The sequence below is a fragment of the Pedococcus sp. KACC 23699 genome, from assembly GCF_045348425.1.
Taxonomy (GTDB): domain Bacteria; phylum Actinomycetota; class Actinomycetes; order Actinomycetales; family Dermatophilaceae; genus Pedococcus.
This window is the reverse complement of sequence record NZ_CP157483.1, coordinates 762174-786054: the sequence shown is the minus strand read 5'-3', so window position 1 is coordinate 786054 and position 23881 is coordinate 762174. Positions and strand designations below refer to the sequence as shown.

The window sequence follows — 23881 nt, the reverse complement described above, 5'->3', positions numbered from 1 at the left end:
CGCCACGAGAGTGACCCGTCAGATCCGGGTGAGCTCCTCCATGGCTGAGCGGATCGCGGTGAGTCTCGCCGCAGCGACCTCGCGGGCCGTGCTCAGGTCGGAGGACACCGGCTCGATGACCTCGAGGTACACCTTGAGCTTGGGCTCGGTGCCCGAGGGGCGCACGATGATCCGCGAGTCGTCCTCGAGGAGGTAGCGCAGGCCGTCGGTGGGCGGGAGCGCGTCGCTGCCGAGGGACAGGTCGTCCGTGCGTGTCACGGCCAGACCAGCCACCTCGGTGGGCGACTCTTCGCGGAGCCGCGTCATCACGGTGCCGATGAGGGACAGGTCGGCGACACGCACGGAGAACGAGTCCGTGGCGTGCACGCCGTGCTCGACGGCGAGGTCGTCGAGCACGTCCTGCAGCGTGCGTCCCTGCGCCTTGAGCGTGGCGGCGAGCTCAGCGATGAGCAGGCAGGCGCTGATGCCGTCCTTGTCGCGGACGCGCGCGGGGTCGACGCAGTAGCCGAGTGCTTCCTCGTAGCCGTAGCGCAGGCCCTCGACGCGGGCGATCCACTTGAAGCCCGTCAGGGTCTCCTCGTGGCGGATCCCGGCCTTCGCGGCCATCGCGGCCAGCAGCCGCGAGGAGACGATGGAGTTGGCGAAAACGGCGTCAGGCTCGACGCCCCGCGACAGCACGTGGTGCCCGAGCAGGGCGCCCACCTCGTCGCCGCGCAGCATCCGCCAGTCGGTGCGCCCGTCGTCAGCACCGCCCTGGACGGTGAAGGGGACGGCGACGGCGCAGCGGTCGGCGTCGGGGTCGTTGGCCAGGACGATGTCCGGACCGATCTCGCGGGCCAGGTCCAGCGCCGCGTCGATGGCGCCGGGCTCCTCGGGGTTGGGAAAGGACACCGTCGGGAAGGCGGCGTCGGGTTGCTGCTGGCTCGCGACCGGCACCGGCTGGGGGAACCCGGCCTTCGCGAACACCCGGAGCAGGGTCTCACTGCCGACCCCGTGCAGGGCGGTGTGGACGATGTCGATGTCGCGAGGGCTGTCGACGGTGACGACCTTCGCCGCGGCATCGACGTAGGCGTCGAGCACGTCGTCGCCGAGGGTGTCCCAGCCGTCGTCGGCGAGCGGGACGTCGGCCACGGCCGAGATCCGGGCGATCTGTCCGGCGATGAGGGCGTCCGCGGGCGGCACGATCTGCGAGCCGTCGCCGAGGTAGACCTTGTAGCCGTTGTCCTGCGGCGGGTTGTGGCTCGCGGTCACCATGACACCCGCGTCGGCACCGAGGTGGCGGATCGCGAACGCCAGCACCGGAGTCGGCAGCGTGTGGGGCAGGACGGCGGCGCGTCCACCCGCTCCGACGGTGACCGCCGCGGTATCGCGGGCGAAGACGTCGGAGTTGGTGCGCGCGTCGTACCCGACGACGACGAACGGCTCCGCCGTCGACTGCTTGAGGTATGCAGCGAGCCCGGCGGCCGCGCGGATGACCACCGAGCGGTTCATCCGGTTGGGGCCGGCGCCGATGGCGCCGCGCAGACCGGCGGTGCCGAACTCGAGCATCCCCGAGAACCGGTCCTCGAGGTCGGTGACTGCGCTCTCGTCACCCCCCTTGGCGCGGGCGAGCACCTGGCCCAGCTCGACCCGGGTCTCGTGGTCGGGGTCGTCGTCCACCCACTCCTGGGCGGCGTCGATGAGCTCCTGCGCGTGGCTGTCGACGGGTGAGGTCCCCTCGGAACCGTGCCGGGCGGCATACGTCATGGCGCTGGTCCTTTCAGAGGGAGGCGACGACGGCGGCGAGCAGCCGGCCGCAGCGGTCGGCCGCGGCCTGGCCGGCCTCGAGGACCTCGTCGTGCGAGAGCGGCTGGTCGCTGATGCCGGCGGCGAGGTTGGTCACCAAGGAGATCCCGAGCACCTCGAGGCCTGCCTGACGGGCGGCGATCGCCTCGAGCGTCGTGGACATCCCGACCAGGTCACCACCGAGGATCTTGGCCATCTGCACCTCGGCCGGGGTCTCGTAGTGGGGCCCGCGGAACTGCACGTAGACGCCTTCGTCGAGATCGGGGTCGACGCTGCGGGCGACGTCGCGCAGCCGCGTGGAGTAGAGGTCGGTGAGGTCGACGAAGTTGGCGCCCTCGATGGGGGAGTGCGCGGTGAGGTTGATGTGGTCGCGGATGAGGACCGGGGTGCCGGGGACCCACGCGGGGTTGAGGCCGCCGCAGCCGTTGGTCAGCACGATGGTGCTGCACCCCGCCGCCGCGGCGGTGCGCACGGCGTGGACGACCGAGCGGACGCCCTTGCCCTCGTAGAAGTGGGTGCGGGTGCCGTAGACGAGGGCGCGGCGGCCGGTGTCGGCGATGGCGACCGAGCGCATGGTGCCGCTGTGGCCGGCGACGGCGGCCTTGGCGAAGCCGGGGACGTCGGCGTTGTCGATGGTGGCGAGGGTCTCGCCGATGAGGTCACCGGTCTGCCCCCAGCCGGATCCCAGGACGAGGGCCACGTCGTGGCGCTCCACCCCGCTGCGCTCGGCGATCACGGCGGCGGCCGCGCGGGCCACCTCGAAGGGGTCGGTCGCGGGGTCGGTCAGGTCGTGGGCGCGGTCGTGGGCGCCCGTGGCGGGGCGGCTCTGCTCAGTCACCGGGGAAGACTACCGAGGTCTCGGCGGGTGGGTGGCGGCGCTGCCGGGTTGGTCCGGATGGTGCCGTGTGCGCGGTCAGTCCCTCGCGCCCGCGACGGCCAGGGCCGCCTCGCCCGTGGGCGTCAACGTGACCCGGTCGCCGGGGGCGAACCTGGCGATGGCGGCGCTGGGGACCTGGACGGTGACCGGAGCACCGCCGCCGGCATCGACCACGACCCGGCCGTGAGCCCCGAGGAAGCTGGCGCTGACGACGGTGGCCCCGCCCCCGGGGTCGGGCGTGACCGTGAGGTGCTCGGGGCGCACCAGCACCGTGACTGCTCCCCGCTCGGCAGAGCCGGGCAGCAGCGCGACGGTGGCACCGAGGACGGTGGCGCTGGAGCCGTGCGACTCCCCGACCAGGCGGTTCGTGATCCCGACGAAGTCGGCCACGAAGTCGCTGACCGGTCGTGAGTAGAGCTCTTCGGGAGTGGCGATCTGCTCGAGGCGGCCGCTGCGCATGACGCCGACCCGGTCGGCGACCGCCAGCGCCTCCTCCTGGTCGTGCGTGACGAAGAGCGTGGTGGTCCCGACCTCGAGCTGGATCCGGCGGATCTCGTCGCGCAGCTGCACCCGGACCTTGGCGTCCAGGGCGGACAACGGTTCGTCCAGGAGCAGCACCTGGGGCTCGATGGCCAGGGCCCGTGCCAGGGCCACCCGCTGCTGCTGGCCGCCGGACATCTGGTGGGCGTAGCGGTCGGCCTCCGCGGACAGCCCGACGAGGTCGAGCATCTCCGCGGCCCGGGTCCGGCGCTGGTGAGCGGGCTGACGGCGCAGCTGCAGCCCGAACTCGATGTTCTGGCGGGCGGTCATGTGCGGGAAGAGGCTGTAGGCCTGGAAGACCATCCCCAGGTCACGCTTGTTGGTCGGGACCCGGGTGAGGTCCTGGCCGCCGACCTCGATGCGCCCCTCGTCGGGGTCCTCGAGCCCGGCCAGGCAGCGCAGCGCCGTGGTCTTGCCGCAGCCGGAGGGACCCAGCAGGGCGACGAGCTCGCCCGGGGCCAGCCGCAGGGTGAGGTCGTCGAGCGCGTGCACGTCGCCGTAGCTGCGTCGCAGTCCGGTCAGCTCGACGGCCACCCCCTGCGGTGTCGCGGTCGCGGGCTCGGTGCTGGTGGTGGCGGTCATGCGGTCTCCTTGCGGCGGCGCAGGCGGGTCAGGGGCGAGGCACTGTTGCGCTGGCCCCCGACGAAGGACATGGCGAACAGGATCGCGAACGCGAAGACGAGGGACGCGAGGCCGACCGCGATGGAGATCTGCGCGTCCGACTTGCCGATGAGGTACATCGCGACCTGCAGGTTGGTGCGGCTGAACAGGCTCGCGATGGTGAACTCGCCAAGGGTCAGCGCCACCGCGAGGAACGACGCGGACAGCACCGCCGTACGAAGGTTCGGCAGGATCACCCGGACCATGACGGTGGTCCAGCTGGCGCCGAGGGAGCGGGCTGCCTCGGACAGCGTGCGCACGTCGATGGCCCGCAGCCCCGCGTCCAGCGATCGGTAGGCGTAGGGCAGCACGAGCACGACGTAGGCGAAGGAGAGCCAGATCGCGTTGCCACCGAGGAAGTAGGTGACCCAGGCGTAGACCGGTGTGAGGCCGACGACCAGCACGATGGCGGGGACGGTGAGGGGGAGCAGGCAGACGAACTCGACGGTCCGGCTCAGCCCCGGCAGCCGCAGCCGCACCCAGGTCATCGTCGGCACAAGCAGCACGAGCATGATCACGACCGTGAGGACGGCCAGGCCGATGGAAGCGATGAAACCGTCCCGCAGGTCGGGGTAGCGCGTCGAGATGGCGCCGAAGTCGGCTAGGGCCGACCAGGTCGCGGCGGTCCGGTGGCCGGCCGAGTCGCGGGTGGTGAACTCGAGCATGCTGAACAGCGGCAACCCGAAGAAGACGAGGGTGAGGCTGACCACGACCCAGCGGAAGAGGTTCTGACGGCGCCTCATGGAGGCCCGCTGGCCGCTCATCGGACCAACCACTTCGAGGCGCGCCGGTCCAGCACGGCATACGCGCTCATCACCAGCGCGACGACGACCACCATGGCCAGGGCCATCGCCTTGCCGACGTTCTCCTGGCCGAGGATGACCTCGGAGGTGAAGCTGCCACCGATCTGCAGCGGCAGCAGGGGCGAGCCCTGGGAGACGAGGGCGGCAGCGGTGGCGTAGGCCGAGAAGGCGTTCGTGAACAGCAGCAGCAGGGCACCGATGAAGGACGGCAGGAGGATCGGGCCGGCGACCTTGCGCCAGTAGAGGAACGTGCTCCCGCCGAGGGTCTCGCTCGCCTCACGCCACTGCGGGCGCAGGCCTTCGACCGCGGGCAGGAAGACGATGAGCATCAGGGGCACCTGGAAGTACAGGTACACGAGCATCAGGCCCTTGTCCCACTCGTACAGCCACAGCCCGCCGCCACCTATGCCGAGCAGCCGCGTGAGGAACCCCTGGGCCGAGAACGTCGCGAGGAACGCGAAGGCGAGGATGACGCCACCGAACTGGGCGAGGACGCCGCACAGGGAGGTGATGAACCGCTTGAGCACGCCGGTCGGGGAGGCGGTCGACACGGCATACGCGAGGATCGCGCCGAGCACCGCCCCGCCCACCGCCGTCACGGCCGAGAGCACGATCGAGTGCCACAGGGCGGAGGTGACTGCGGGCTGGCCGAGCGCCCGGATGTTGCCCAGGCTCGGGCGTCCTCCGCTGACGAACGCCCCGATGACCACGACCAGCGTGGGGATGAGCAGGAAGACGGTGACGTAGGCGAAGAAGGGGACGACACCGAGGAGGGCGCTCGTCGGCCGGAAGCCGCCGAGCGCCCTGCGTGCCCGGACCTCAGCCAACCGCGTTGGCCCATTCCTTGGCGAGGTAGGCCTTGGCGGTGTCGGAGTCGGCAGCCGTCGGGACGACCGGGGTGCCGGTCACGGGCGGGAGAGCCGCTGCGGCGGTGGCGTCGAGCGTGCCGGCCTTCTTCATGTCGTCGAAGCGCACCGGACGGGCGCCGCCCTTGAGCCAGAGGTTCTGGCCCTCGTCGGAGTAGAGGTACTCCTGCCACAGCCGCGCCGCCGCGGGGTGGGGGGCGTCCTTGTTCACGGCCTGGACGTAGTAGCCGGCGAGGACGGCGTTGTCAGGGACGTAGACCTTCCACGTCGGCACCTTGGCCGTCTGGGCGGCGTTGAGGTAGTCCCAGTCGATGACGACCGGGGTCTGGCCCGAGGCGATGGTCGCCGGGGTCGGGTCGACGGGGATGAAGTTGCCGGCGTCCTTGAGCTTCTTGAAGAAGTCCACGCCCTTGGTCACGTCGCCCGCGGTGCCGCCGTTGGCGATCGAGACCATCTGCACCCCGGCGAACGCGGCACCCGCCTTGGTCGGGTCGCCGTTGAGGGCGACCTTGCCCTTGTAGGCCGGCTTGAGCAGGTCGTCGATGGACGTCGGGGCGGGCACCTTGGAGGAGTCGTACCCCACGGACATGTAGCCGCCGTAGTCGTTGACCCACGTGCCGTTCGCGTCCTTGAGGGCGGTGGGAACGCTGTCGAACTTCGCGGTCTTGTAGGGAGCGAACATCGCGGTATTGGCCGACGCGACGGCCGTGCCGAGGTCGAACACGTCCGGGGCGCCGGACTGTCCCTTCAGGCGAGTCGCTGCCGAGATCTCGTCGGCGCTGCTGGCGTCGGGCTGCGCGCTGTTGACCTTGATGCCGTACTTCGTGCCGAACGCGGAGATGATCGCGCCGTAGTTGGCCCAGTCCGGGGGCAGGGCGATGACGTTGAGGCTGCCCTCCTTCTTGGCGGCGGCGACGAGGGCGTCCATGCCGCCCACCGCGGAGGCCGAGGTCGCGGAGGCGGCGGCGTTGCCCGAGCTGCCGGAGGACCCGGAGGAGTCCTTGGCCGGCGGGGAGCACGCGGCGACCGCGATGGAGGTGGTGGCGGCGACGACGGCCAGCCAGGCCGTGCTGCGGGATCGAGCGCTCATGTTTGCCATCCTGATGCTGGAGCCCGGTGTCCGGGCGAGGAAGGTGCCGAGCGGAACCTAGTCCGCCTGCTCGGACCATACGGCTACGGCGGCCTTGCGGCCAGATGTCCGCCACGTGACGAGCCGACGTCGGCACAGGGTGCGGGCGGCGGGATGGTTGGATGGGGCGCGTGAACTCGCGTCAGACCTCGGTCGTCATCCTCGGCGGCGGGCCCGGCGGGTACGAGGCCGCCCTGGTCGCGGCCCACCTCGGTGCCGCCGTCACCGTCGTCGACCGCGACGGCCTCGGTGGGGCCGCGGTGCTTACCGACTGCGTGCCCAGCAAGACCCTGATCTCGACGGCCGACTTCATGTCCCAGTTCGAGACCGCCTCCGACCTCGGCGTCCACCTCGAGGACCACGAGGGGGACGAGGTCGCCGACTCGGTGGCCGAGCTCAACGCCGTGAACCGGCGGGTCCTGGCCCTCGCGGCAGCCCAGTCCCGAGACATCGGTCGCCGGCTGGCCGCCGACGGCATCGAGGTGCTCCGCGGCACGGGCCGCCTGCTGTCCCCGTCCCAGGTCGAGGCCACGCTCGAGGACGGTTCGCTCCGGACGCTCGACGCGGAGGTCGTGCTCGTCTCCACGGGCGCTACCCCCCGGGTCATGGCCAGCGCGGAGCCCGACGGCGAGCGCATCCTCACCTGGCAGCAGATCTACTCCCTGCCTGAGCTCCCCGAGCACCTCGTCGTCGTGGGCTCCGGCGTCACCGGGGCCGAGCTGGCGCAGGCCTACCTCGGCCTCGGCTCGAGGGTCACCCTCGTCTCCTCGCGAGACCGCGTGCTGCCCGGCGAGGACGCCGACGCCGCAACGGTCATCGAGGACGTCTTCCGCAAGCGCGGCATGGAGGTCCTCGGGCGCTCACGGATGGCCGCGGTCGAGCGCACCGACGACGGTGTCGTCGTGCGCCTCGAGGACGGTAGGGAGGTCACGGGGTCGCACGCGCTCCTAGCCGTCGGCTCCATACCCCAGACCGCGGGCCTCGGGCTCGAGGAGGTCGGGGTCGCCCTCACCGAGTCCGGGCACGTCAGCGTCGACCGGGTCTCGCGGACGTCCGTCCGCGGTGTGTATGCCGCGGGCGACTGCACCGGCGTCCTCCCGCTCGCGTCCGTGGCCGCCATGCAGGGACGCATTGCCATGGCCCACGCGCTCGGTGACGCGGTGGCCCCGCTCAACCTGCGCGCCGTGTCAGCCAACATCTTCACCGACCCCGAGATCGCGACGGTCGGGTTCTCCCAGAAGGACCTCGACGACGGCACCGTCGACGCGACCGGCGTCATGCTGCCGCTCGCGACCAACCCGCGCGCCAAGATGCAGGGCATCACCGACGGGTTCGTGAAGCTGTTCGCCCGCAAGGGGGTCGGCACCGTCGTGGGCGGGGTCGTGGTGGCTCCCAAGGCGTCGGAGCTCATCTACCCCGTGACCCTGGCGGTGCAGCACGGCCTGACGGTCGACCAGCTGGCCGGCACGTTCACCGTCTACCCGTCGCTGAGCGGCTCGGTCGCCGAGGCGGCCCGCCAGCTGCACCCGACCGACTGACGGTTCGCCCCGGAGCGTCCAGAGACGGCGCCCCGCGGACCGGCGCCCCCGGGACGCGTTCGCCGGAGTGCCCGGGCTCGGGGTTGTCGGTAGCGTCGAGAGCAGGACGGTCGTCGCCCACCGCGGTGACGACCTCGAGTGCGACGAACCAGACCCCCACCGAGAGGTAGTGCCATGGCAGGCTGGATGGACAAGGCGAAGGACTACATCAAGGGCAACCCGCAGCAGGCGGGTTCGGCCATCGAGAAGGTCGAGGACCTCATCGACCAGCGCACCGGTGGCAAGTACGCCGACAAGGTCGACAAGGGCGGCGACGTCCTGCGCGAGAAGCTCGGCATCCCGGGCGATGGGCAGCAGACGACGCCCCCGTCGGGCCAGGGCCCGACCGAGCAGTCCGGGCAGGCGCCCTCGGTGGAGGCGCCCTCGGTGGAGGCGCCCGAGGGCACGGCGGCCGAGCACGCGCCGGGCGATACCCCCACGGGCCAGATCGCGGAGGAGCAGACGATGCCGGCGCCGCCGGCCCCGCCCCAGACCACTCCCGAGCCGGCACTTACACCGCAGCCGGCACCTACACCCGAGCCCGCCCCCACCCCCGAGCCCGCGCCGACGCCCGAGCCCGCGCCTAGCGGTCCGGTCTCCAGCGGCGACCGCGACTCCGGGGCGAGCGAAACCGTGCAGGGCTCGGTGCCCAACCCCGAGCCGGGGACCAACGACCCGCAGGAGGCCGGCTCCCTCGCGGACGGCTCGCTGACCCCGGGTGACAACGACCGCGTGGGACAGCCCGGCGGCCCGATCGACCCGACTCAGCCGGCCGCCGACCAGCCCACCTGGGGCACGCCGGGGGAGACCACCCCCGACGGCGGCGGCGACACCTCGACGCTGCCGACGCAGCCGTCCCAGCACCAGGACGGCCTGCCGCAGGGTGGCTCGACCCAGCAGGGCGAGTGGCAGTCCGAGGACGGCGTGCCCGGCGGCAAGCAGCCCGACGACGGTGGCCCCGGCCGGCACTGAGCCAGCGACGGAGCCGGCCACGCGGCATACCTGGATGACGAAAGGCCCTGTCCCGCAACGGGACAGGGCCTTTGGTCGGTATGGCGCGGAGGTTCAGACCGTGATCTCGGCGATGACGGCGATGATGGCGCCGTTCGTCACCGTCTGGCCGACCTCGGCGGACAGTCCGGTGACGGTGCCGGCCTTGTGCGCGTTGATGGGCTGCTCCATCTTCATCGCCTCGAGGACCACGATCAGCTCACCCTCGGCGACCTGCTGGCCCTCCTCGACGGCGATCTTGACGATGGTGCCCTGCATCGGTGCGGTGAGGGAGTCACCCGATGCGGCGGCGCCGGCCTTGGACCCACCCGAGCGACGTGGCGCCTTCTTCTTCGCCGCGCTACCGCCACCGAGGGACAGCCCGCCGGGGAGGACGACCTCGAGGCGCTTGCCGCCGACCTCGACGACGACGCTCTGGCGCTCGCCGGACTGCTCGGGGGCCTCGGGCGTGGCGCCCGAGTACGCCGGGATCTGGTTGTCGAACTCCGTCTCGATCCACCGGGTGTGGATCGTGAAGGGCTTGTCACCCTCCGGCGCGAAGGCGGGGTCGGCGACGACCGCGCGGTGGAACGGCAGCACGGTCGGCATGCCGTCGATCGCGAACTCCGCCAGCGCGCGGCGCGAACGCTCGAGCGCCTGGTGGCGGTCACGGCCGGTGACGATGAGCTTGGCGAGCATCGAGTCGAACGCACCACCGATGACATCACCCTCGACGACACCGGAGTCGAGACGGACGCCCGGGCCCGACGGCGGCTGGAACGACGCGACCACGCCGGGGGCGGGCAGGAAGTTGCGGCCGGCGTCCTCGCCGTTGATGCGGAACTCGATCGAGTGGCCGACCGGGGCGGGGTCGTCGTAGCCGAGCACCTCACCCTCGGCGATGCGGAACTGCTCGCGCACCAGGTCGATCCCGGTGACCTCCTCGCTCACGGGGTGCTCGACCTGCAGGCGGGTGTTGACCTCGAGGAAGGAGATCCGGCCGTCCTGGGCCACGAGGAACTCGCACGTCCCGGCGCCGGTGTAGCCGGCCTCGGACAGGATCGCCTTGGAGGCGCGGACGAGCTCGGCGTTCTGCTCGTCGGACAGGAACGGCGCGGGCGCCTCCTCGACGAGCTTCTGGTGGCGCCGCTGCAGGGAGCAGTCGCGGGTGGAGACGACGACGACGTTGCCGTGCTGGTCGGCCAGGCACTGGGTCTCGACGTGGCGCGGCTTGTCGAGGTACTGCTCGACGAAGCACTCGCCGCGACCGAACGCGGCGACGGCCTCACGGGTCGCCGACTCGAACAGCTCGGGGATCTCCTCGATGGTGCGGGCAACCTTGAGGCCGCGGCCGCCACCGCCGTACGCCGCCTTGATGGCGACCGGGAGGCCGTGCTCCTCGGCGAACGCGACGACCTCGTCGGCGCCCTCGACCGGGTCCGCCGTGCCGGCCACGAGGGGGGCGTCGGCCTTCGAGGCGATGTGGCGGGCCTTGACCTTGTCGCCGAGCGAGTCGATGGCCGAGGGCGGCGGACCGACCCAGGTCAGGCCCGCGTCCATCACGGCCTGGGCGAAGGAGGCGTTCTCGGAGAGGAAGCCGTAGCCGGGGTGCACGGCGTCGGCACCGGACTTGCGTGCCACCTCGAGGAGCTTCTCCTGCACGAGGTAGGAGTCGCCCGGGGTGGTGCCACCGAGGGCCCAGGCCTCGTCGGCGACCTTCACGTGCAGGGCATCCCGGTCCGGGTCGGCGTACACGGCGACCGAACCGATGCCGCTGTCGGCACAGGCGCGGGCGATGCGCACGGCGATCTCACCGCGGTTGGCGATGAGGACCTTGGAGATGGGGCGGGAGCTCGGCTTCGTCGTCGACTCGGGAGTGGGCACCATGCGGCGGAGCCTAGCCCGTTTCCCCACCGTCATTCCCACCCACCGGGTGTGGCCTCGGCGACACCTGCATACAGTCGAAGCATGACCTCAGTCCCGAACCTCCAGCTCTCCACCGGCGCCGACACCATCGACATCCCCCAGCTCGGGTTCGGTGTGTGGCAGGTGCCGGATGCCGATGTCGACGGCGCCATCGCCACCGCCCTCGAGGTCGGCTACCGCAGCATCGACACCGCGGCCATCTACGGCAACGAGGACGGTGTGGGCCGCGCGCTCGCCGCGACCGACCTCTCCCGCGACGACCTGTTCGTCACGACCAAGGTCTGGAACGCCGGCCACGGCCACGACGCCACCCTCGCGGCGTTCGACACCTCGATGAAGCGGCTGGGACTCGACGTCCTCGACCTCTACCTCATCCACTGGCCCACCCCGAAGAAGGACAACTACGTCGACACGTGGAAGGCGCTGCTCGATCTGCGCGCCTCCGGCCGGGTCAGGGCCGTGGGGGTGTGCAACTTCAACATCGAGCACCTCCAGCGCCTCCTCGACGAGACCGGCGAGCTGCCGGCGATCAACCAGGTCGAGCTGCACCCGCACTTCCAGCAGCAGGCGCTGCGGGAGTTCCACGACGCGAACGGCGTCCTCACCGAGGCCTACAGCCCGCTGGCCTCCGGTGGCGCGGTCCTCTCGGACGAGGCCGTGGCCGAGGTCGCCGCCAAGCACGCAGTCTCCCCGGCGCAGGCGATCCTGCGCTGGCACACCCAGATCGGCAACGTCGTCATCCCCAAGTCGGTGACCCCGAGCCGCATCGCCGAGAACTTCGACATCTTCGGGTTCGAGCTCGACGACGACGACCTGTCGACGTTCGCACGGCTCGACCGCGGGGAGCGCGTGGGCGCCGACCCGCTCGAGTTCAACTGAACCCAGCTGCGTGGTCCACGGGTGCCGCGGCGTCGCCTTCCGAGGTGGCCCGCGGCACCCGTGCGTCTGGCTCTAGGGTGAGCGGCATGAGCACGGACGAGCAGGGCGGCGACACCTCCACGGACGCGACGAACGCGCAGGCGGCCGAGCACGCCGCCGACGACGCGAAGGCGATCCGACAGATCGAGGAGGGCGTGCAGCGCGACTTCTCGCAGTCGATGTCCTACGGCGCCTACCTCGGCCTGGACCAGCTGCTGTCCTCCCAGCACCCCCGAAGCGAGCCGCCCCAGCACGACGAGCTGCTGTTCATCATCCAGCACCAGACCTCCGAGCTCTGGCTCAAGCTGATGCTGCACGAGCTGCGTTCGGCGCGGGCCCTGCTCGCGACCGACGAGCTCGCGCCCGCGCTCAAGCGCCTCGCCCGCGTCAAGCACATCCAGCACACGCTGACGGGGCAGTGGTCGGTGCTCGCGACCCTCACGCCGAGCGAGTACGCCGAGATCCGCCCGTTCCTCGCGACGAGCTCGGGCTTCCAGTCCTGGCAGTACCGCGCCGTGGAGTTCCTGCTCGGCAACAAGAACGCCGACATGGTGACGGTCTTCGAGCACGACGAGGCTGCCCGCGCGATGCTCGCCGAGCTGCTCGAGGAGCCGAGCCTCTACGACGAGTTCCTGCGCTACCTGGACCGACGCGGGTATGCCGTGCCGGCCGAGCTGCTCGAACGGGACTTCACCCAGCCCTACCGGCTCGACGAGCGACTCGTGGACACGTTCGCGGCCGTGTACGCCTCACCGGCCGAGCACTGGGGTGTGTACGAGACCTGCGAGGAGCTGGTCGACCTCGAGGACAACTTCCAGCAGTGGCGGTTCCGCCACCTGCAGGTGGTCACCCGCACCATCGGCATGAAGCCCGGCACCGGTGGGTCCTCGGGGGTCAGCTTCCTGCGCCGGGCGCTGGACCTGACCTTCTTCCCCGAGCTCTACGCGGTCCGCGCCCGCGTCTGACCAGCCCCGGTCACTCGTCCGGGAGCCAGCCGTCGGGACCGCCCGAGCCGGCGGCATACGTCTCGAGCGGCACCTTGTCGGCGGCCCATGCCTTGATGACCGGCTCCATCACGCGCCAGCACTCCTCGGCCGCGTCGCCACGCACCGTGAGGAGCTGGCTGCCGTCGAGGACCTGGGCCAGCACCTCGCCGTACGCCTGCATGCGTGGCGCTGCGAGGGGCGCCGACAGGGTCTTCTGCTCGAGGTCCAGGGGGTCGCCCTCGGCGTTCATGGTCAAGGTGAGGGACACGGCGCCGGGCTTCAGGTCGATGACCAGCCGGTCGCCCCCGGACGTGCCGATGAAGCCGGTCGGCAGGTGCGGCACGTCGCGGAAGTGGGCCACGATCTGCTTACGCGGCGACCCCAGCGCCTTGCCGCTGCGCAGGACGAACGGCACGCCGGCCCAGCGGTTGTTGCGCACCTCGAGCGTGACCTGGGCGAGCGTCTCGGTGCCGCGAGAGGGGTCGACCCCGTGTTCGGCGGTGTAGTCGGGCACGTCGTGACCGGCTATCGACCCTGCGGTGTAGCGGGCCCGCCGCGACGAGCGCTTGGGTGAGCCACCCCAGACCCGGGTGGCGCGCAGCACCTGCACCTTCTGGTCGCGCAGCTCCTGGGCGTCGAGCACCGCGATCGACTCCATCGCGAACAGCGACATCACCTGCAGCAGGTGGCTCTGCAGCATGTCCTTGAGGGCGCCAGCCCCGTCGTAGTAGCCCGCTCGACCCTCGAGCGCGAGGTCCTCGTCGTAGACGATCTCGACGCGCTCGATGTGCTCCGCGCTCCAGATCGGGGCGAGCATCCGGTTGGCGAACCGCAGCCCCACGAGGTTGAACACGGTCGCGACCCCGAGGAAGTGGTCGATCCGGAAGATGTCGTCCTCGCTCGTGACCCGGTGCAGGAGGGCGTTGAACTCGGCCGCGCTCTCGCGGTCGGTGCCGAACGGCTTCTCCAGGGCGAGCCGGGTGGTCGCCGGCAGGTCGACGTGCTGCAGGAGGTCGCAGACCTTCATGGTGACCTGGGGCGGCAGGGCGAAGAAGATCACGAGCGGACCGTCACCGCAGGCCTGCACCAACGAGCGCAGCTCGGCCTCCTCGAGGAGGTCGGTCCTGCGGTATGCGGTGTCGGCGGTGACCGCCTTGGTGACCTTCGCGGGGGTCTTGACCGACGCGAAGGAGTCCTTGACCCGGGCCTTCCACTGCGTCGGGGAGAGGTCCGCCCGGTCGGCGCCCACGACGCGGACACGGCGCTCGGGCTCGACGGCGAGCAGGGTGGCCAGCCCCGGCAGCAGCAGCCGGTGGGTGAGGTCGCCCCCTGCGCCGAGGATCAACAGGGTCGTCTCGGAGGGGGTGGCCATGCCCCCCAGCGTGCCACTCGCACCGCAGGGGCGCCGGTCGGGCACGCGCGGGCCGGGCGCACGCGGCATACTCCGTCGGCATGGCCACCCGCCCCGGCGAGCCGCGCGGTCCGCGGGTCATCCACAGCGCCCAGGCGCTCGTCGACGAGGTGGTCGAGGTCGCCGCCCTGCCCGAGCGAGGCGGCAACGCCGTCGCCACCTCCTACAGCCGGTATGCCGGTGGCGCGGTCAACATCCTGGTCGCGGCTGCCCGGTCGGGCGCCGCGTGCGTCCATGCCGGCGCGGTCGGCACGGGCCCGAACGGTGACCTCGTCCGCGCCGCGCTCGCCGTCGACGGGGTGTCGATCAGCAGCCCGGTCGTACCCGACGTCGACACCGGCATCTGTGTCGTGATGGTGGAGCCGTCCGCCGAGCGGACCTTCGTGACCACCCAGGGGGCGGAGCGCCACATCACGGTCGAGAGCCTGGAGACCTCCGCTCCGGCGGCGGGTGACCTGGTCTGCGTGAGTGGGTTCTCACTCGTGGGTCGGACGCGAGATCCGTTGGTGCAGTGGGTCTGCGGGTTGGCTGACGGCGTCGTCGTCGTGCTCGACCCGGGTGACGCGTTCGGCGGGCTGGAGGCCTCCCTCCGCGAGGCCGTGCTGGCCCGGACGACGGTGTGGACGAGCAACGCCGACGAGGCCATGGCCCTGACGGGGGTGCAGGTCGAGGACGACTCGGCTGCGGCCGTGGCCGCGCGGCTCCCCGAAGGCGCCGTGGCGATCGTCCGGGACGGGGCGAAGGGGTGCCACGTCCACGAGGCCGGACGCACGACATACGTGGCCGGTCACCCGCAGGAGGCGGTCGACACCAACGGCGCCGGCGACACCCATACCGGGGTGCTCCTCGCCGAGAGGGCGCGAGGCACGGGCTGGCTCGACGCAGCGCAGCGGGCCAACGCGGCCGGTGCGATCAAGGTGACCCGGCGGGGACCGGCGACCGCCCCCTCGTCCGAGGAGATCGACGCGTTCCTGGCCGCGCGCCGGGGCTAGAGAGCTCCTGCCGGCGCTGGAGGGCGCGCGCCGGACCTACAGGGCGCGCGGGCGGTAGGCGTCCAGGAGCCGGTCGTACAAGGCATCGAGCTCGCGGTCGCTGCGCTGGCGGCTCGGGTCGGCGAGGTGCCAGGCGACCATCTCGGCGGCTCCGCGCCGGAAGGGGACCTGGGCGTTCCACCCGGCGGCGATCGTGCGGATCTTGGTGTTGTCGAACACCATCGAGTTGGACTTGTCGCCGACTAGCGACGCTCCGAGCTCGGCGTCGTTCGCGGCGATGGCATCCGAGGCGATGTGCACGATCCGCGCCTCGACCCCGGCCGCGGCGGCGACCTCCTGGTGGATCTGGTCCCAGGTCAGCGCCTCGTCCGAGGTGATGTGGAAGGCCTCGCCGATGGCCTGCGGACGGTCGAGCAGTCGCACGAACGCGCGGGCGAAGTCCTCGTGGTGCGTCAGGGTCCACCACGACGTCCCGTCGCCGGGAACGACGACCTCACGGCCGTCGAGCATCCGCTGCACCACGGTCCAGCCGCCGCTGAACGGGAGGAGGGTGTGGTCGTACGTGTGCGACGGTCGCACGATCGTGACGGGCAGCCCCGCGTCCCGGTAGCGGGAGACGAGCAGGTCCTCGCAGGCGATCTTGTCGCGGGAGTACTGCCAGAACGGGTTGCGCAGGGGAGTGGACTCGGTGACCGGGCCGTGGGTGGGAGGCGTCTGGTATGCCGAGGCGGAGCTGATGAAGACGTACTGCCCGAAGCGGCCCTCGAGCAGGTCGAGGTTGGCCGTGAGCTGGTCGGTCGTGAAGGTCAGGAAGTCGACGACCACGTCGAAGCTGCGGCCCTGCAGTGCTGTTGCCGTGGCCTCGCGGTCACGGATGTCAGCAGTGAGGACCTCGGCGCCGGGTGCCGGCGCGTGGGTGCTGCTCGCCCCGCGGTTGAGCAGGGTGACGGTGAACCCGTCGGTCACCGCCGCCCGCGCGCAGGCGGTGCTGATGACCCCCGTGCCGCCGATGAACAGGACCGTGGGGGAGGAGGTCGTCGTCGCCATGGGCCGAGCCTAGGTCCGCCTCCGGCGCAGGTCGACGCCCAGCCGCGACGGGAGGCAAGCCGAAGGATGGGAAACGGCCCGCTCGGGACGCGGGGATGGGGTGCTCTGCCACCCTTCGGGAGCGCTAGAGCAGCAGTCGCGTGAGCCGGGCGCGCAGGGTTTGGCTCTCTCGTGCGGCGGTCAGGCTCAACGAGGTCATCTCCACGTAGGTCCAGCCGTCGTCCTCCAGGCCCGCTCGCCGCTCGCGCTCGTACTGCCACGACCGGCGGTCCGTCCGGTGCTGATCGCCGTCGTACTCGCCGACCACCCGCCTGTCGCGCCAGACGAAGTCGGGCCGCGCGAGCCAACGCCCCCAGTCGTCGTGGAGGTCGACGTTGAGCTCCGGCTCCGGCAGGCCCCACTGTGCGAACCTCACGCGAGCCTTGCTCTCCCAGGCGGACGCCGACCCCACGCGCACCAGCGCCGCAGCCTCGCGCAGCGCAACGGCACCTCGACCGACCCGGTCGGATGCCGTCCGGCGGAGGTCCTTGAGAGGTATGCCGTGGGGCGGCTGCACGAGGGCGTCGCCAACGGCGACGAGGTCGTCCACTCTGAGCGAGGTGGACAGATCCGCCCAGGTCTCGATGCTCGCGGTCACGGTGAGCCCGTCGACCTCGGCGAGCCACCGGCGCTCCAGGCCGCGGTGGCTCTGGACACCGTCCCGTTCGATCCTCGGCCGGTCTGACAGTCTCATGACCTCGAGTGGTTCGCCGTGGTTCCAGGCTCGAGGTGTCGGTAGTCCGTGGAGGCGGGCCGCGGTGACGTGGGAGAACGCGACGTCGTCCGGCAGGGCGAGTGCGAACGCGCGGACGTGTGCGCGGAAGCCGCGATCGTGGTTGGCAGGCACCCTCACACCATGCGTCGGCCGCCGAAGATCAGCGGCCCGCAGGCGCTTGGGCGTGACGCCGACAGCCAGCCCCACGGCATACGAGAAGGGTCCGAGTCCGAGCGGCTCCGGGAGCGGGCTGGGTCGTCGTGGCATGCGGCAGAGGATCGCGCCTGCTGCCGAGGCGGGCACGGTTCCAGTGCGGTCCTGTGGGCGACGCGGACGCCGGCGAGGTACTGGGGACAGGCTGCGGCGGCGCGAAGGGTGGCAAAAGGCCCACTCAAGCCTCGCGGATGGGGCAGCCCTCCACCCTTCGCGGGGCGCGGGCGGACGGGGCGGGGGAGGGGAGGGGTCAGGCGAGGTGGTCGAGGTCGGCGCGGCAGCGGCGTTCGAACTCGCCGAGCTCGGCCAGGGCGTCCTCGAGGTCGCGGCGGCGCTGCTCGAGGTCGGCGCGGCGTTCGTCGATCTGGGCGAGCACGTACTCGAGCTGGCTGGCCTTGCCCCGCGGCCGGTCGTAGAGGTCGATGATCGTGCGGATCTGCTCCAGCGGGAACCCCAGCCGCTTGCCGCGCAGGATCAGGGCCAGGCGGGTGCGGTCGCGGCGACGGTAGACGCGGGTGGTGCCGCGGCGTTCGGGGGAGATCAGCCCCATGTCCTCGTAGTGGCGCACGGTGCGGTGCGTGACGCCGAACTCGTCGGCGATCTCGCGGATGGACCACGACTGGTCCGCGTCTGGGACGGTTCCTGAGGCGGACGCGGTGGTGGGGGCTGGCATACCCGTGAGTATTGCTTTACGTTTACGTCAACGTCAAGAACTGGCGACCGTCGCCCACCCCGCGTCGGCACCCTGCACCACCCCCGATCCCACGAGGAGCGCGCATGTTCGAGCTGTCCAAGGAGCACGAGGACTTCCGCAAGGTCGTCCGGGAGTTCGCTCAAGACGAGGTCGAACCGCACATCGCGAAGTGGGACAAGGACCACCACTTCCCGTCCGACCTCGTCCCGAAGATGGGCGAGCTCGGGCTCTTCGGGCTCGTCGTGCCGGAGGAGTTCGGTGGCATGGGCGACGACGGCGACTTCACCAGCCTCTGCGTGGCCATCGAGGAGCTCGGCCGGGTCGACCAGTCGATCGGCATCACGCTCTCGGCCGGTGTCGGCCTCGGCATCAACCCGATCCTCACCTACGGCACGCGGGAGCAGAAGGAGCGCTTCCTGCCCGACCTCGTCGCCGGCCGTGCGCTCGCCGGCTTCGGCCTCACCGAGCCCGACGCGGGATCGGACGCCGGCGCCACCCGCACCAAGGCCGTCCGCGACGGCGACGAGTGGGTCGTCAACGGCTCCAAGGCGTTCATCACCAACTCCGGCACCGACATCACCTCGGTCGTGACGGTCACTGCGCGCACCGGCACCAACGACGACGGGTCGGCGATCCTCAGTGCGATCATGATCCCTTCCGGCACACCGGGATTCACCGTCGAGCCGGCCTACGACAAGCTCGGCTGGCACGCTTCCGACACCCACGGCCTGACCTTCGAGGACTGCCGCGTGCCCGTTGGCAACCTGCTCGGCAACGAGGGCGAGGGCTTCAAGCAGTTCCTCAAGACCCTCGACGACGGCCGCATCGCCATCTCGGCGCTCGCCATCGGCATGAGCCAGCGGATGCTCGAGGAGACGACCGCCTACGCCAAGACCCGCAAGGCGTTCGGCAAGCCGATCGGGGTCAACCAGGGCATCTCGTTCCAGATCGCCGACCTCGCGGTGATGGTCGAGGCCTCGCGCCAGCTCACCTACAAGGCCGCCTGGCTCAAGGACGAGCTCGAGCGCGGGCGGCGTTCGGTCAAGGAGGTCAAGCAGGCCGCCGCGATCTGCAAGCTCTACTCGACCGAGGCTGCCGTGACCGCGACGCGCATCGCCACGCAGGTCTTCGGTGGCAACGGCTTCATGGAGGAGTACCCCGTGGCCCGCTTCTACCGCGACGCCAAGATCCTCGAGATCGGCGAGGGCACCTCCGAGGTGCAGCGCATGGTCATCGCCCGCCACCTCGGCCTCCCGACCGCGTGAGCGCCACCACCAGCCGGCGTGCGGGTGCGGACGGTCCGGACGCAGTGCGAGAGGGTATGCCGGTGAGCCGAGTCGACGACGCCAGTCCTGCTTTCGCCGTGGCCGGGGACTCCGGCGCCGACCCCAAGGTGGGGGACGTGCGCCGGCGGCTCGCGGCGGCATACGAGGCCTCGGGCTCGGCGCCCGAGAAGGCGCAGGCCAAGCTCGACGCGCAGGGCAAGCTCTACGTCCGCGAGCGGATCGCGCTGCTGTTCGACGAGGGCAGCTTCGTCGAGGACGGCCGGTTCGCGAACGCCATGGCCACCGGTCTGCCGGCTGACGGCGTCGTGACCGGACGCGGGATGGTCGACGGGCGACCGGCGGTCGTCATCGCCAACGACCCGACCGTCAAGGCCGGCTCGTGGGGCGCGCGCACCGTCGAGAAGATCGTCCGCGCCACCGAGATGGCGCTGCGCGAGGAGCTGCCGGTCTTCTGGTTCGTCGACTCGGCCGGTGCGCGGATCACCGACCAGGTCGAGATGTTCCCGGGCCGTCGCGGCGCGGGGAAGATCTTCCACAACCAGGTCGCGCTGTCCGGCAAGGTCCCGCAGATCTGCTGCCTGTTCGGCCCGAGCGCCGCTGGTGGCGCCTACATCCCGTCGTTCACCGACCTCATCATCATGGTCGAGGGCAACGCGTCGATGTACCTCGGCAGCCCGCGCATGGCGGAGATGGTGGTGGGGGAGAAGGTCTCGCTCGAGGACATGGGTGGTGCGCGGATGCACTGCACCGTCTCCGGCGTCGGCGACCTGCTCGTCGCCGACGACACCGAGGCGATCGAGCTGGCCAAGCTCTACTTCTCCTACGTGCCGTCGAGCTGGCGAGCCGACAAGCCGAGCTACGCCCCTGAGGAGCCCTCGAAGCCGCTCACGCGCCACACGGTGCCCGAGCGCGAGAGCCAGCCGTTCGACATCCACGAGGTGATCGACGGACTGCTCGACGACGAGTCGTTCTTCGAGATCAAGCCGCTGTTCGCCCCCGAGCTCGTCATCGGGTTCGGGCGGATGGACGGCGAGACCGTGGGCATCGTCGCCAACAACTCGATGGTCAAGGGCGGGGTGCTGTTCACCGACAGCGCCGACAAGGCCGCCCGGTTCATCTGGCTGTGCGACGCGTTCTCGATCCCGTTGCTCTACCTCGCGGACGTCCCCGGCTTCATGATCGGCTCCGAGGTCGAGCGCGGGGGGATCATCCGCCACGGCGCGAAGATGGTCCACGCCGTGTCGTCGGCGACCGTGCCGCAGTTCTGCATCGTGGTCCGCAAGGCGTACGGCGCCGGCCTCTACGCGATGGGTGGCCCCGGGTTCGCCCCCGACGCGACCATCGCGCTGCCGACCGCGCGTATCGCCGTCATGGGACCCGAGGCTGCGGTGAATGCGGTGTACGCCAACAAGATCGCCGCGATCGAGGACCCCGAGGAGCGTGAGGCCTTCGTCCAGGAGATGCGGCGCGAGTACGAGGAGGACGTCGACCTCGAGCGCCTCGCCGCCGACCTCGTGCTCGACCAGGTCATCGAGGCGGACGCGTTGCGTGCCGAGCTGCTGCTGCGGTTGAGGTATGCAGCCCACCGCGAGCGCCACTTCGCCACGAAGCGCCGCGACGTCCCCCCGGTCTGACACGACCCGGTCCCGGCGCGCCCAAAAACGCCGGTTGCGCGGCATACCGCGGGTTGTCGTCCCGAGGTTGCCGCGCAACCGGCGTTTTGCGGTCGGGCGGGTGAGCTCAGTTGCCGCGGGCCGAGCTGGCGCTGCGCAGGGTGCGCCAGGCGATCCCCAGGTCGTCAAGCAGCTCGCGCAGCAGGGGCAGGCTGAGGCCCACGACGTTGCTCGGGTCGCCCTCGATGCCGGCGACGTAGGGGGAGCCGAGGCCGTCGATGGTGAACGCGCCGGCCACGCGCAGCGGCTCGCCGGTGGCGACGTACGCCTCGATCTCCTCGGGCCCGAGCCGCGCGAAGTGGACCGTCGTCGACGCGGTGGCACCGAGGGTCGCGCCGGTGCCACCGGCGTCGCTGTCGCGGGTGTCGATGAGCCAGTGGCCCGTGTGGAGCACGCCGGAGCGACCGCTCATCCGCGACCAGCGCTCGATCGCCTCGGCTGCATCGACCGGCTTGCCGTGGATCTCGCCGTCGAGCTCCAGGACCGAGTCGCAGCCGAGGACGAGGGCGTGGCCGAGCTGGGCAGCCACGTCCTCGGCCTTGGCACGGGCCAGCACCAGGGCGAGGTTCTCCGGGGCGAGCTCGCCGTAGGTCTCGCGGGCCGACGCGGTCACGGCGTCCTCGTCGACCGTGCTGACGACGATGCTGGGCTCCACGCCGGCAGCCAGCAGGAGCCTCTTGCGGGCAGGGGAGGCGGAGGCGAGGACGAGCGTGACGGTCGGGTTGGTCATGCCCGGACTGTATCCGGGGTCAGCCGAGCTGGTTGTCGACGAAGCACCAGCGCCAGGACTCGCCCGGCTCGAAGCTGCGCATCACCGGGTGACCCGTCTCGTGGAAGTGCGCGTCCGCGTGCTTCTCCGTGGAGGAGTCGCAGCACCCGACGTGACCGCAGTCCAGGCACAAGCGCAGGTGGACCCAGGTCGTGCCGTCGCGCAGGCACTCCTCGCAGCCGTGGGGGCTCGTCGGCGCCACGAAACGGTCGTGGTGGTCCGCGAGGTGCTGGCACTCGTCCTCGGCCCGCTCGACGGGCAGCATCGGCTCGTCCCGCAGCGCGGAGGTGCGGTCCTCGATGCGGTCCAGCATCGACTCCTCGATGTCGAGCTGGTCCATGACGTGGGCCAGGACCTCCTGGTCGGCCAGGCCCCCGTCCCGGATCCGCAGCAGCTCGCGGCGTTCGGCCTCCAGCATCGTCATGCGCATCCGCCGGTAGGTCTCGCTAGGGGTCTCGGCTCCCTCGCGGCCCTGGCCCAGGCGCTCCCAGACGATGTTGGTGCGGTTCTCGGCGCGCGAGCGCAGGGTCTCGACGACCTCGGGGTCGGACTCGTCGCACTCCTCCAGCGCCTTCAGGCCAGCCGAGACCGAGGCCTGCAGGATCGTCGCCTCCTGCAGGGCGTCCTCACGCGGGTCGGGCCCGCGCACGCGCAGCCACCGGGCGAGCAGCGGCAGGGTGGTGCCCTGCACGAGCAGGGTGCCCACGGTCACCACCATGGCGATCCAGACCAGGACCCCTCGGTATGGCGTCTCCTGGGGGAGCGTGAATGCTGCGGCGAGCGTGACGACGCCGCGCATGCCGGCCCACGAGATGATGGCGCTGTGCGCGTAAGGCCGTGACGTCGGACTGACGCCCTTGTCGAACCGGCTGAACAGCAGGCGGGTCGGGAAGACGTAGAGGGGCCGCAGCACCACCACGGCGACGAGCACCGCGAGCGTGAGGACCACGACCCTGTCCCAGCCGAGGCCGGAGTTGGCGACGTCCCCGACGATCCGCCGCATCTGCAGGCCGATCATGAGGAACACGGCGTTCTCGAGCAGGAACTGCACCGAAGCCCAGTTGATCCGCTCGCTGAGCCGGGACGCCGCCGTCTGGACCACGGGCGACTTGTGACCCAGAAGGAGACCGGCGACGACCACGGCCAGCACCCCGGAGGATCCGTAGTGCTCGGCGGGCAGGAACGCCACGAACGGGACGATGAACGACAAGGAGGTGTCGATGGCCGGATCGGTGAAGTTGCGGCGGATCAACCCCACGACGAGGGCGACGAGCACGCCGAACCCGATGCCGCCGACGACGGCCCAGCCGAAGTCGAGCGCGACCGACCCGAGGGTCACCTGCTCCGCGGCATGGGCGCCGGCCCCGGTGCCGGCGACGGCGAAGGCGGCGATCGCGGTCCGCAACGACACCAGTGCGGTGGCGTCGTTGACCAGCGACTCGCCCTCGAGGATGGTCACGACCCGACGGGGGAGCCCGATGCGACGGGCGACGGCGGTCGCGGCGACGGCGTCCGGTGGTGCCACGACCGCCCCGAGCGCGAAGGCGACGGCGAACGGCACCGGGATGAGCCACCAGGTCACGAGGCCGACGCCCGCCGCCGTGAACAGGACGAGACCCACGGACAGCGCGAGGATCGAGGTGGTGTTGGCGCGGAAGTCCACGAGCGAGGTGCGCACCGCCGCGGCATACAGCAGGGGCGGGAGCAGGCCGTAGAGCACCACGTCGGGGGTGAGGACGGGTTCGGTGATGAAGGTGATGTACGAGGCGCCGATCCCCACGACGATCAGGGCCAACGGAGCAGGGACGCCGATGCGTCCCGAGAGCCCTGCGATGACGATGACCGCCGCCACGATGACGACGAGGGTCAGGGCGAGTTCCACTGGGGCATCTTCGCACCTGCGGGGTCGGACTGCGTCCGCCGACCACCCCAGCGGTCAAGCGCGGCCCGGCGGGACGACCGGCGGTGCCGGGCGGTCCCCGGCG

The 23881-nt window shown here is 71.4% G+C and carries 20 protein-coding genes; 7 read left to right on the top strand and 13 right to left on the bottom strand.

The annotated features are described in order from the left end of the window. Positions 1 to 18 precede the first annotated feature (18 nt). The 6 genes from ABEG17_RS03590 to ABEG17_RS03565 all read right to left on the bottom strand — a co-directional run bounded on the left by ABEG17_RS03590 (position 19) and on the right by ABEG17_RS03565 (position 6630). Entirely contained in the window at positions 19 to 1746 is a 1728-nt protein-coding gene (locus ABEG17_RS03590; RefSeq protein WP_406831913.1) for a phospho-sugar mutase, read from the bottom strand. Between the two features lie 13 nt (positions 1747 to 1759). Then, the gene (locus tag ABEG17_RS03585) at positions 1760 to 2623 is read right to left on the bottom strand and encodes a purine-nucleoside phosphorylase (RefSeq protein ID WP_406831912.1); all 864 of its coding nucleotides are present in this window, start codon (positions 2621 to 2623) and stop codon (positions 1760 to 1762) included. Between the two features lie 75 nt (positions 2624 to 2698). After that, positions 2699 to 3784 (bottom strand): ABC transporter ATP-binding protein, encoded by a 1086-nt coding sequence (locus tag ABEG17_RS03580; protein ID WP_406831911.1) that lies wholly within the window; start codon positions 3782 to 3784, stop codon positions 2699 to 2701. Beyond that, positions 3781 to 4626: an ABC transporter permease gene (locus ABEG17_RS03575; protein ID WP_406831910.1), complete on the bottom strand. Its 846-nt coding sequence runs from the start codon at positions 4624 to 4626 to the stop codon at positions 3781 to 3783. The genes ABEG17_RS03580 and ABEG17_RS03575 overlap by 4 nt, the downstream gene beginning before the upstream one ends. Beyond that, on the bottom strand, positions 4623 to 5492 hold the full coding sequence (locus tag ABEG17_RS03570) for an ABC transporter permease (RefSeq protein WP_406831909.1): 870 nt from the start codon (positions 5490 to 5492) through the stop codon (positions 4623 to 4625). The genes ABEG17_RS03575 and ABEG17_RS03570 overlap by 4 nt, the downstream gene beginning before the upstream one ends. Continuing rightward, a complete protein-coding gene (locus ABEG17_RS03565) occupies positions 5485 to 6630 on the bottom strand; it encodes an ABC transporter substrate-binding protein (protein WP_406831908.1) in 1146 nt (381 codons plus the stop codon). The genes ABEG17_RS03570 and ABEG17_RS03565 overlap by 8 nt, the downstream gene beginning before the upstream one ends. A gap of 161 nt (positions 6631 to 6791) precedes the next feature. Here ABEG17_RS03565 and ABEG17_RS03560 point away from each other — a divergent pair, with 161 nt between their 5' ends. Both ABEG17_RS03560 and ABEG17_RS03555 read left to right on the top strand, forming a co-directional pair. Then, positions 6792 to 8198 (top strand): NAD(P)H-quinone dehydrogenase, encoded by a 1407-nt coding sequence (locus ABEG17_RS03560; RefSeq protein WP_406831907.1) that lies wholly within the window; start codon positions 6792 to 6794, stop codon positions 8196 to 8198. Positions 8199 to 8372: 174 nt separating this feature from the next. Next, the gene (locus ABEG17_RS03555; protein WP_406831906.1) at positions 8373 to 9209 is read left to right on the top strand and encodes an antitoxin; all 837 of its coding nucleotides are present in this window, start codon (positions 8373 to 8375) and stop codon (positions 9207 to 9209) included. A 93-nt stretch (positions 9210 to 9302) separates the two neighbouring features. On the opposite strand, the gene ABEG17_RS03550 is transcribed toward ABEG17_RS03555, so the two are convergent. Then, the gene (locus ABEG17_RS03550; RefSeq protein WP_406831905.1) at positions 9303 to 11114 is read right to left on the bottom strand and encodes an acetyl/propionyl/methylcrotonyl-CoA carboxylase subunit alpha; all 1812 of its coding nucleotides are present in this window, start codon (positions 11112 to 11114) and stop codon (positions 9303 to 9305) included. 81 nt (positions 11115 to 11195) lie between these two features. Here ABEG17_RS03550 and ABEG17_RS03545 point away from each other — a divergent pair, with 81 nt between their 5' ends. Both ABEG17_RS03545 and ABEG17_RS03540 read left to right on the top strand, forming a co-directional pair. Continuing rightward, positions 11196 to 12032, top strand: coding sequence for an aldo/keto reductase (locus ABEG17_RS03545; RefSeq protein ID WP_406831904.1), 837 nt, complete (start codon positions 11196 to 11198; stop codon positions 12030 to 12032). Between the two features lie 218 nt (positions 12033 to 12250). Then, positions 12251 to 13036, top strand: coding sequence for a tryptophan 2,3-dioxygenase (locus ABEG17_RS03540; RefSeq protein ID WP_406833125.1), 786 nt, complete (start codon positions 12251 to 12253; stop codon positions 13034 to 13036). 10 nt (positions 13037 to 13046) lie between these two features. Here the strand turns inward: ABEG17_RS03540 and ABEG17_RS03535 are convergent, their stop codons facing one another. Beyond that, complete coding sequence (locus tag ABEG17_RS03535) at positions 13047 to 14429, bottom strand: glucose-6-phosphate dehydrogenase (RefSeq protein ID WP_406831903.1); 1383 nt, start codon at positions 14427 to 14429, stop codon at positions 13047 to 13049. Positions 14430 to 14509: 80 nt separating this feature from the next. Between ABEG17_RS03535 and ABEG17_RS03530 the strand changes: the two genes are divergently transcribed. After that, positions 14510 to 15460 carry a PfkB family carbohydrate kinase gene (locus ABEG17_RS03530; RefSeq protein ID WP_406831902.1) on the top strand — a complete coding sequence of 317 codons (951 nt, stop codon included), beginning with the start codon at positions 14510 to 14512 and terminating at the stop codon, positions 15458 to 15460. Positions 15461 to 15496: 36 nt separating this feature from the next. Here ABEG17_RS03530 and ABEG17_RS03525 read toward each other — a convergent pair whose 3' ends face one another. The 3 genes from ABEG17_RS03525 to ABEG17_RS03515 form a co-directional block, all read right to left on the bottom strand. Continuing rightward, on the bottom strand, positions 15497 to 16507 hold the full coding sequence (locus ABEG17_RS03525) for an NAD-dependent epimerase/dehydratase family protein (protein ID WP_406831901.1): 1011 nt from the start codon (positions 16505 to 16507) through the stop codon (positions 15497 to 15499). A gap of 124 nt (positions 16508 to 16631) precedes the next feature. Next, on the bottom strand, positions 16632 to 17393 hold the full coding sequence (locus ABEG17_RS03520; RefSeq protein ID WP_406831900.1) for a hypothetical protein: 762 nt from the start codon (positions 17391 to 17393) through the stop codon (positions 16632 to 16634). Between the two features lie 331 nt (positions 17394 to 17724). Further along, a complete protein-coding gene (locus ABEG17_RS03515; protein ID WP_406831899.1) occupies positions 17725 to 18147 on the bottom strand; it encodes a MerR family DNA-binding transcriptional regulator in 423 nt (140 codons plus the stop codon). Between the two features lie 104 nt (positions 18148 to 18251). Here ABEG17_RS03515 and ABEG17_RS03510 point away from each other — a divergent pair, with 104 nt between their 5' ends. Together ABEG17_RS03510 and ABEG17_RS03505 are read left to right on the top strand one after the other, a co-directional pair. Then, the gene (locus ABEG17_RS03510; RefSeq protein ID WP_406831898.1) at positions 18252 to 19433 is read left to right on the top strand and encodes an acyl-CoA dehydrogenase family protein; all 1182 of its coding nucleotides are present in this window, start codon (positions 18252 to 18254) and stop codon (positions 19431 to 19433) included. Between the two features lie 56 nt (positions 19434 to 19489). Further along, positions 19490 to 21088, top strand: a complete 1599-nt coding sequence (locus tag ABEG17_RS03505; protein WP_406831897.1) for an acyl-CoA carboxylase subunit beta — start codon at positions 19490 to 19492, stop codon at positions 21086 to 21088. Between the two features lie 106 nt (positions 21089 to 21194). On the opposite strand, the gene ABEG17_RS03500 is transcribed toward ABEG17_RS03505, so the two are convergent. Beyond that, positions 21195 to 21857: a Maf family protein gene (locus ABEG17_RS03500; RefSeq protein WP_406831896.1), complete on the bottom strand. Its 663-nt coding sequence runs from the start codon at positions 21855 to 21857 to the stop codon at positions 21195 to 21197. Positions 21858 to 21876: 19 nt separating this feature from the next. Continuing rightward, the gene (locus ABEG17_RS03495) at positions 21877 to 23778 is read right to left on the bottom strand and encodes a Na+/H+ antiporter (protein WP_406831895.1); all 1902 of its coding nucleotides are present in this window, start codon (positions 23776 to 23778) and stop codon (positions 21877 to 21879) included. Positions 23779 to 23881 lie beyond the last annotated feature (103 nt).

Coding starts and splice junctions, on each gene's coding strand:
- ABEG17_RS03580 (WP_406831911.1), bottom strand. CDS start 3,784: ATGACCGCCACCACCAGCACCGAGCCCGCGACCGCGACACCGCAGGGG.
- ABEG17_RS03575 (WP_406831910.1), bottom strand. CDS start 4,626: ATGAGCGGCCAGCGGGCCTCCATGAGGCGCCGTCAGAACCTCTTCCGC.
- ABEG17_RS03530 (WP_406831902.1), top strand. CDS start 14,510: ATGGCCACCCGCCCCGGCGAGCCGCGCGGTCCGCGGGTCATCCACAGC.
- ABEG17_RS03535 (WP_406831903.1), bottom strand. CDS start 14,429: ATGGCCACCCCCTCCGAGACGACCCTGTTGATCCTCGGCGCAGGGGGC.
- ABEG17_RS03565 (WP_406831908.1), bottom strand. CDS start 6,630: ATGGCAAACATGAGCGCTCGATCCCGCAGCACGGCCTGGCTGGCCGTC.
- ABEG17_RS03510 (WP_406831898.1), top strand. CDS start 18,252: ATGTTCGAGCTGTCCAAGGAGCACGAGGACTTCCGCAAGGTCGTCCGG.
- ABEG17_RS03515 (WP_406831899.1), bottom strand. CDS start 18,147: ATGCCAGCCCCCACCACCGCGTCCGCCTCAGGAACCGTCCCAGACGCG.
- ABEG17_RS03525 (WP_406831901.1), bottom strand. CDS start 16,507: ATGGCGACGACGACCTCCTCCCCCACGGTCCTGTTCATCGGCGGCACG.
- ABEG17_RS03550 (WP_406831905.1), bottom strand. CDS start 11,114: ATGGTGCCCACTCCCGAGTCGACGACGAAGCCGAGCTCCCGCCCCATC.
- ABEG17_RS03545 (WP_406831904.1), top strand. CDS start 11,196: ATGACCTCAGTCCCGAACCTCCAGCTCTCCACCGGCGCCGACACCATC.
- ABEG17_RS03500 (WP_406831896.1), bottom strand. CDS start 21,857: ATGACCAACCCGACCGTCACGCTCGTCCTCGCCTCCGCCTCCCCTGCC.
- ABEG17_RS03540 (WP_406833125.1), top strand. CDS start 12,251: ATGTCCTACGGCGCCTACCTCGGCCTGGACCAGCTGCTGTCCTCCCAG.
- ABEG17_RS03590 (WP_406831913.1), bottom strand. CDS start 1,746: ATGACGTATGCCGCCCGGCACGGTTCCGAGGGGACCTCACCCGTCGAC.
- ABEG17_RS03555 (WP_406831906.1), top strand. CDS start 8,373: ATGGCAGGCTGGATGGACAAGGCGAAGGACTACATCAAGGGCAACCCG.
- ABEG17_RS03505 (WP_406831897.1), top strand. CDS start 19,490: ATGCCGGTGAGCCGAGTCGACGACGCCAGTCCTGCTTTCGCCGTGGCC.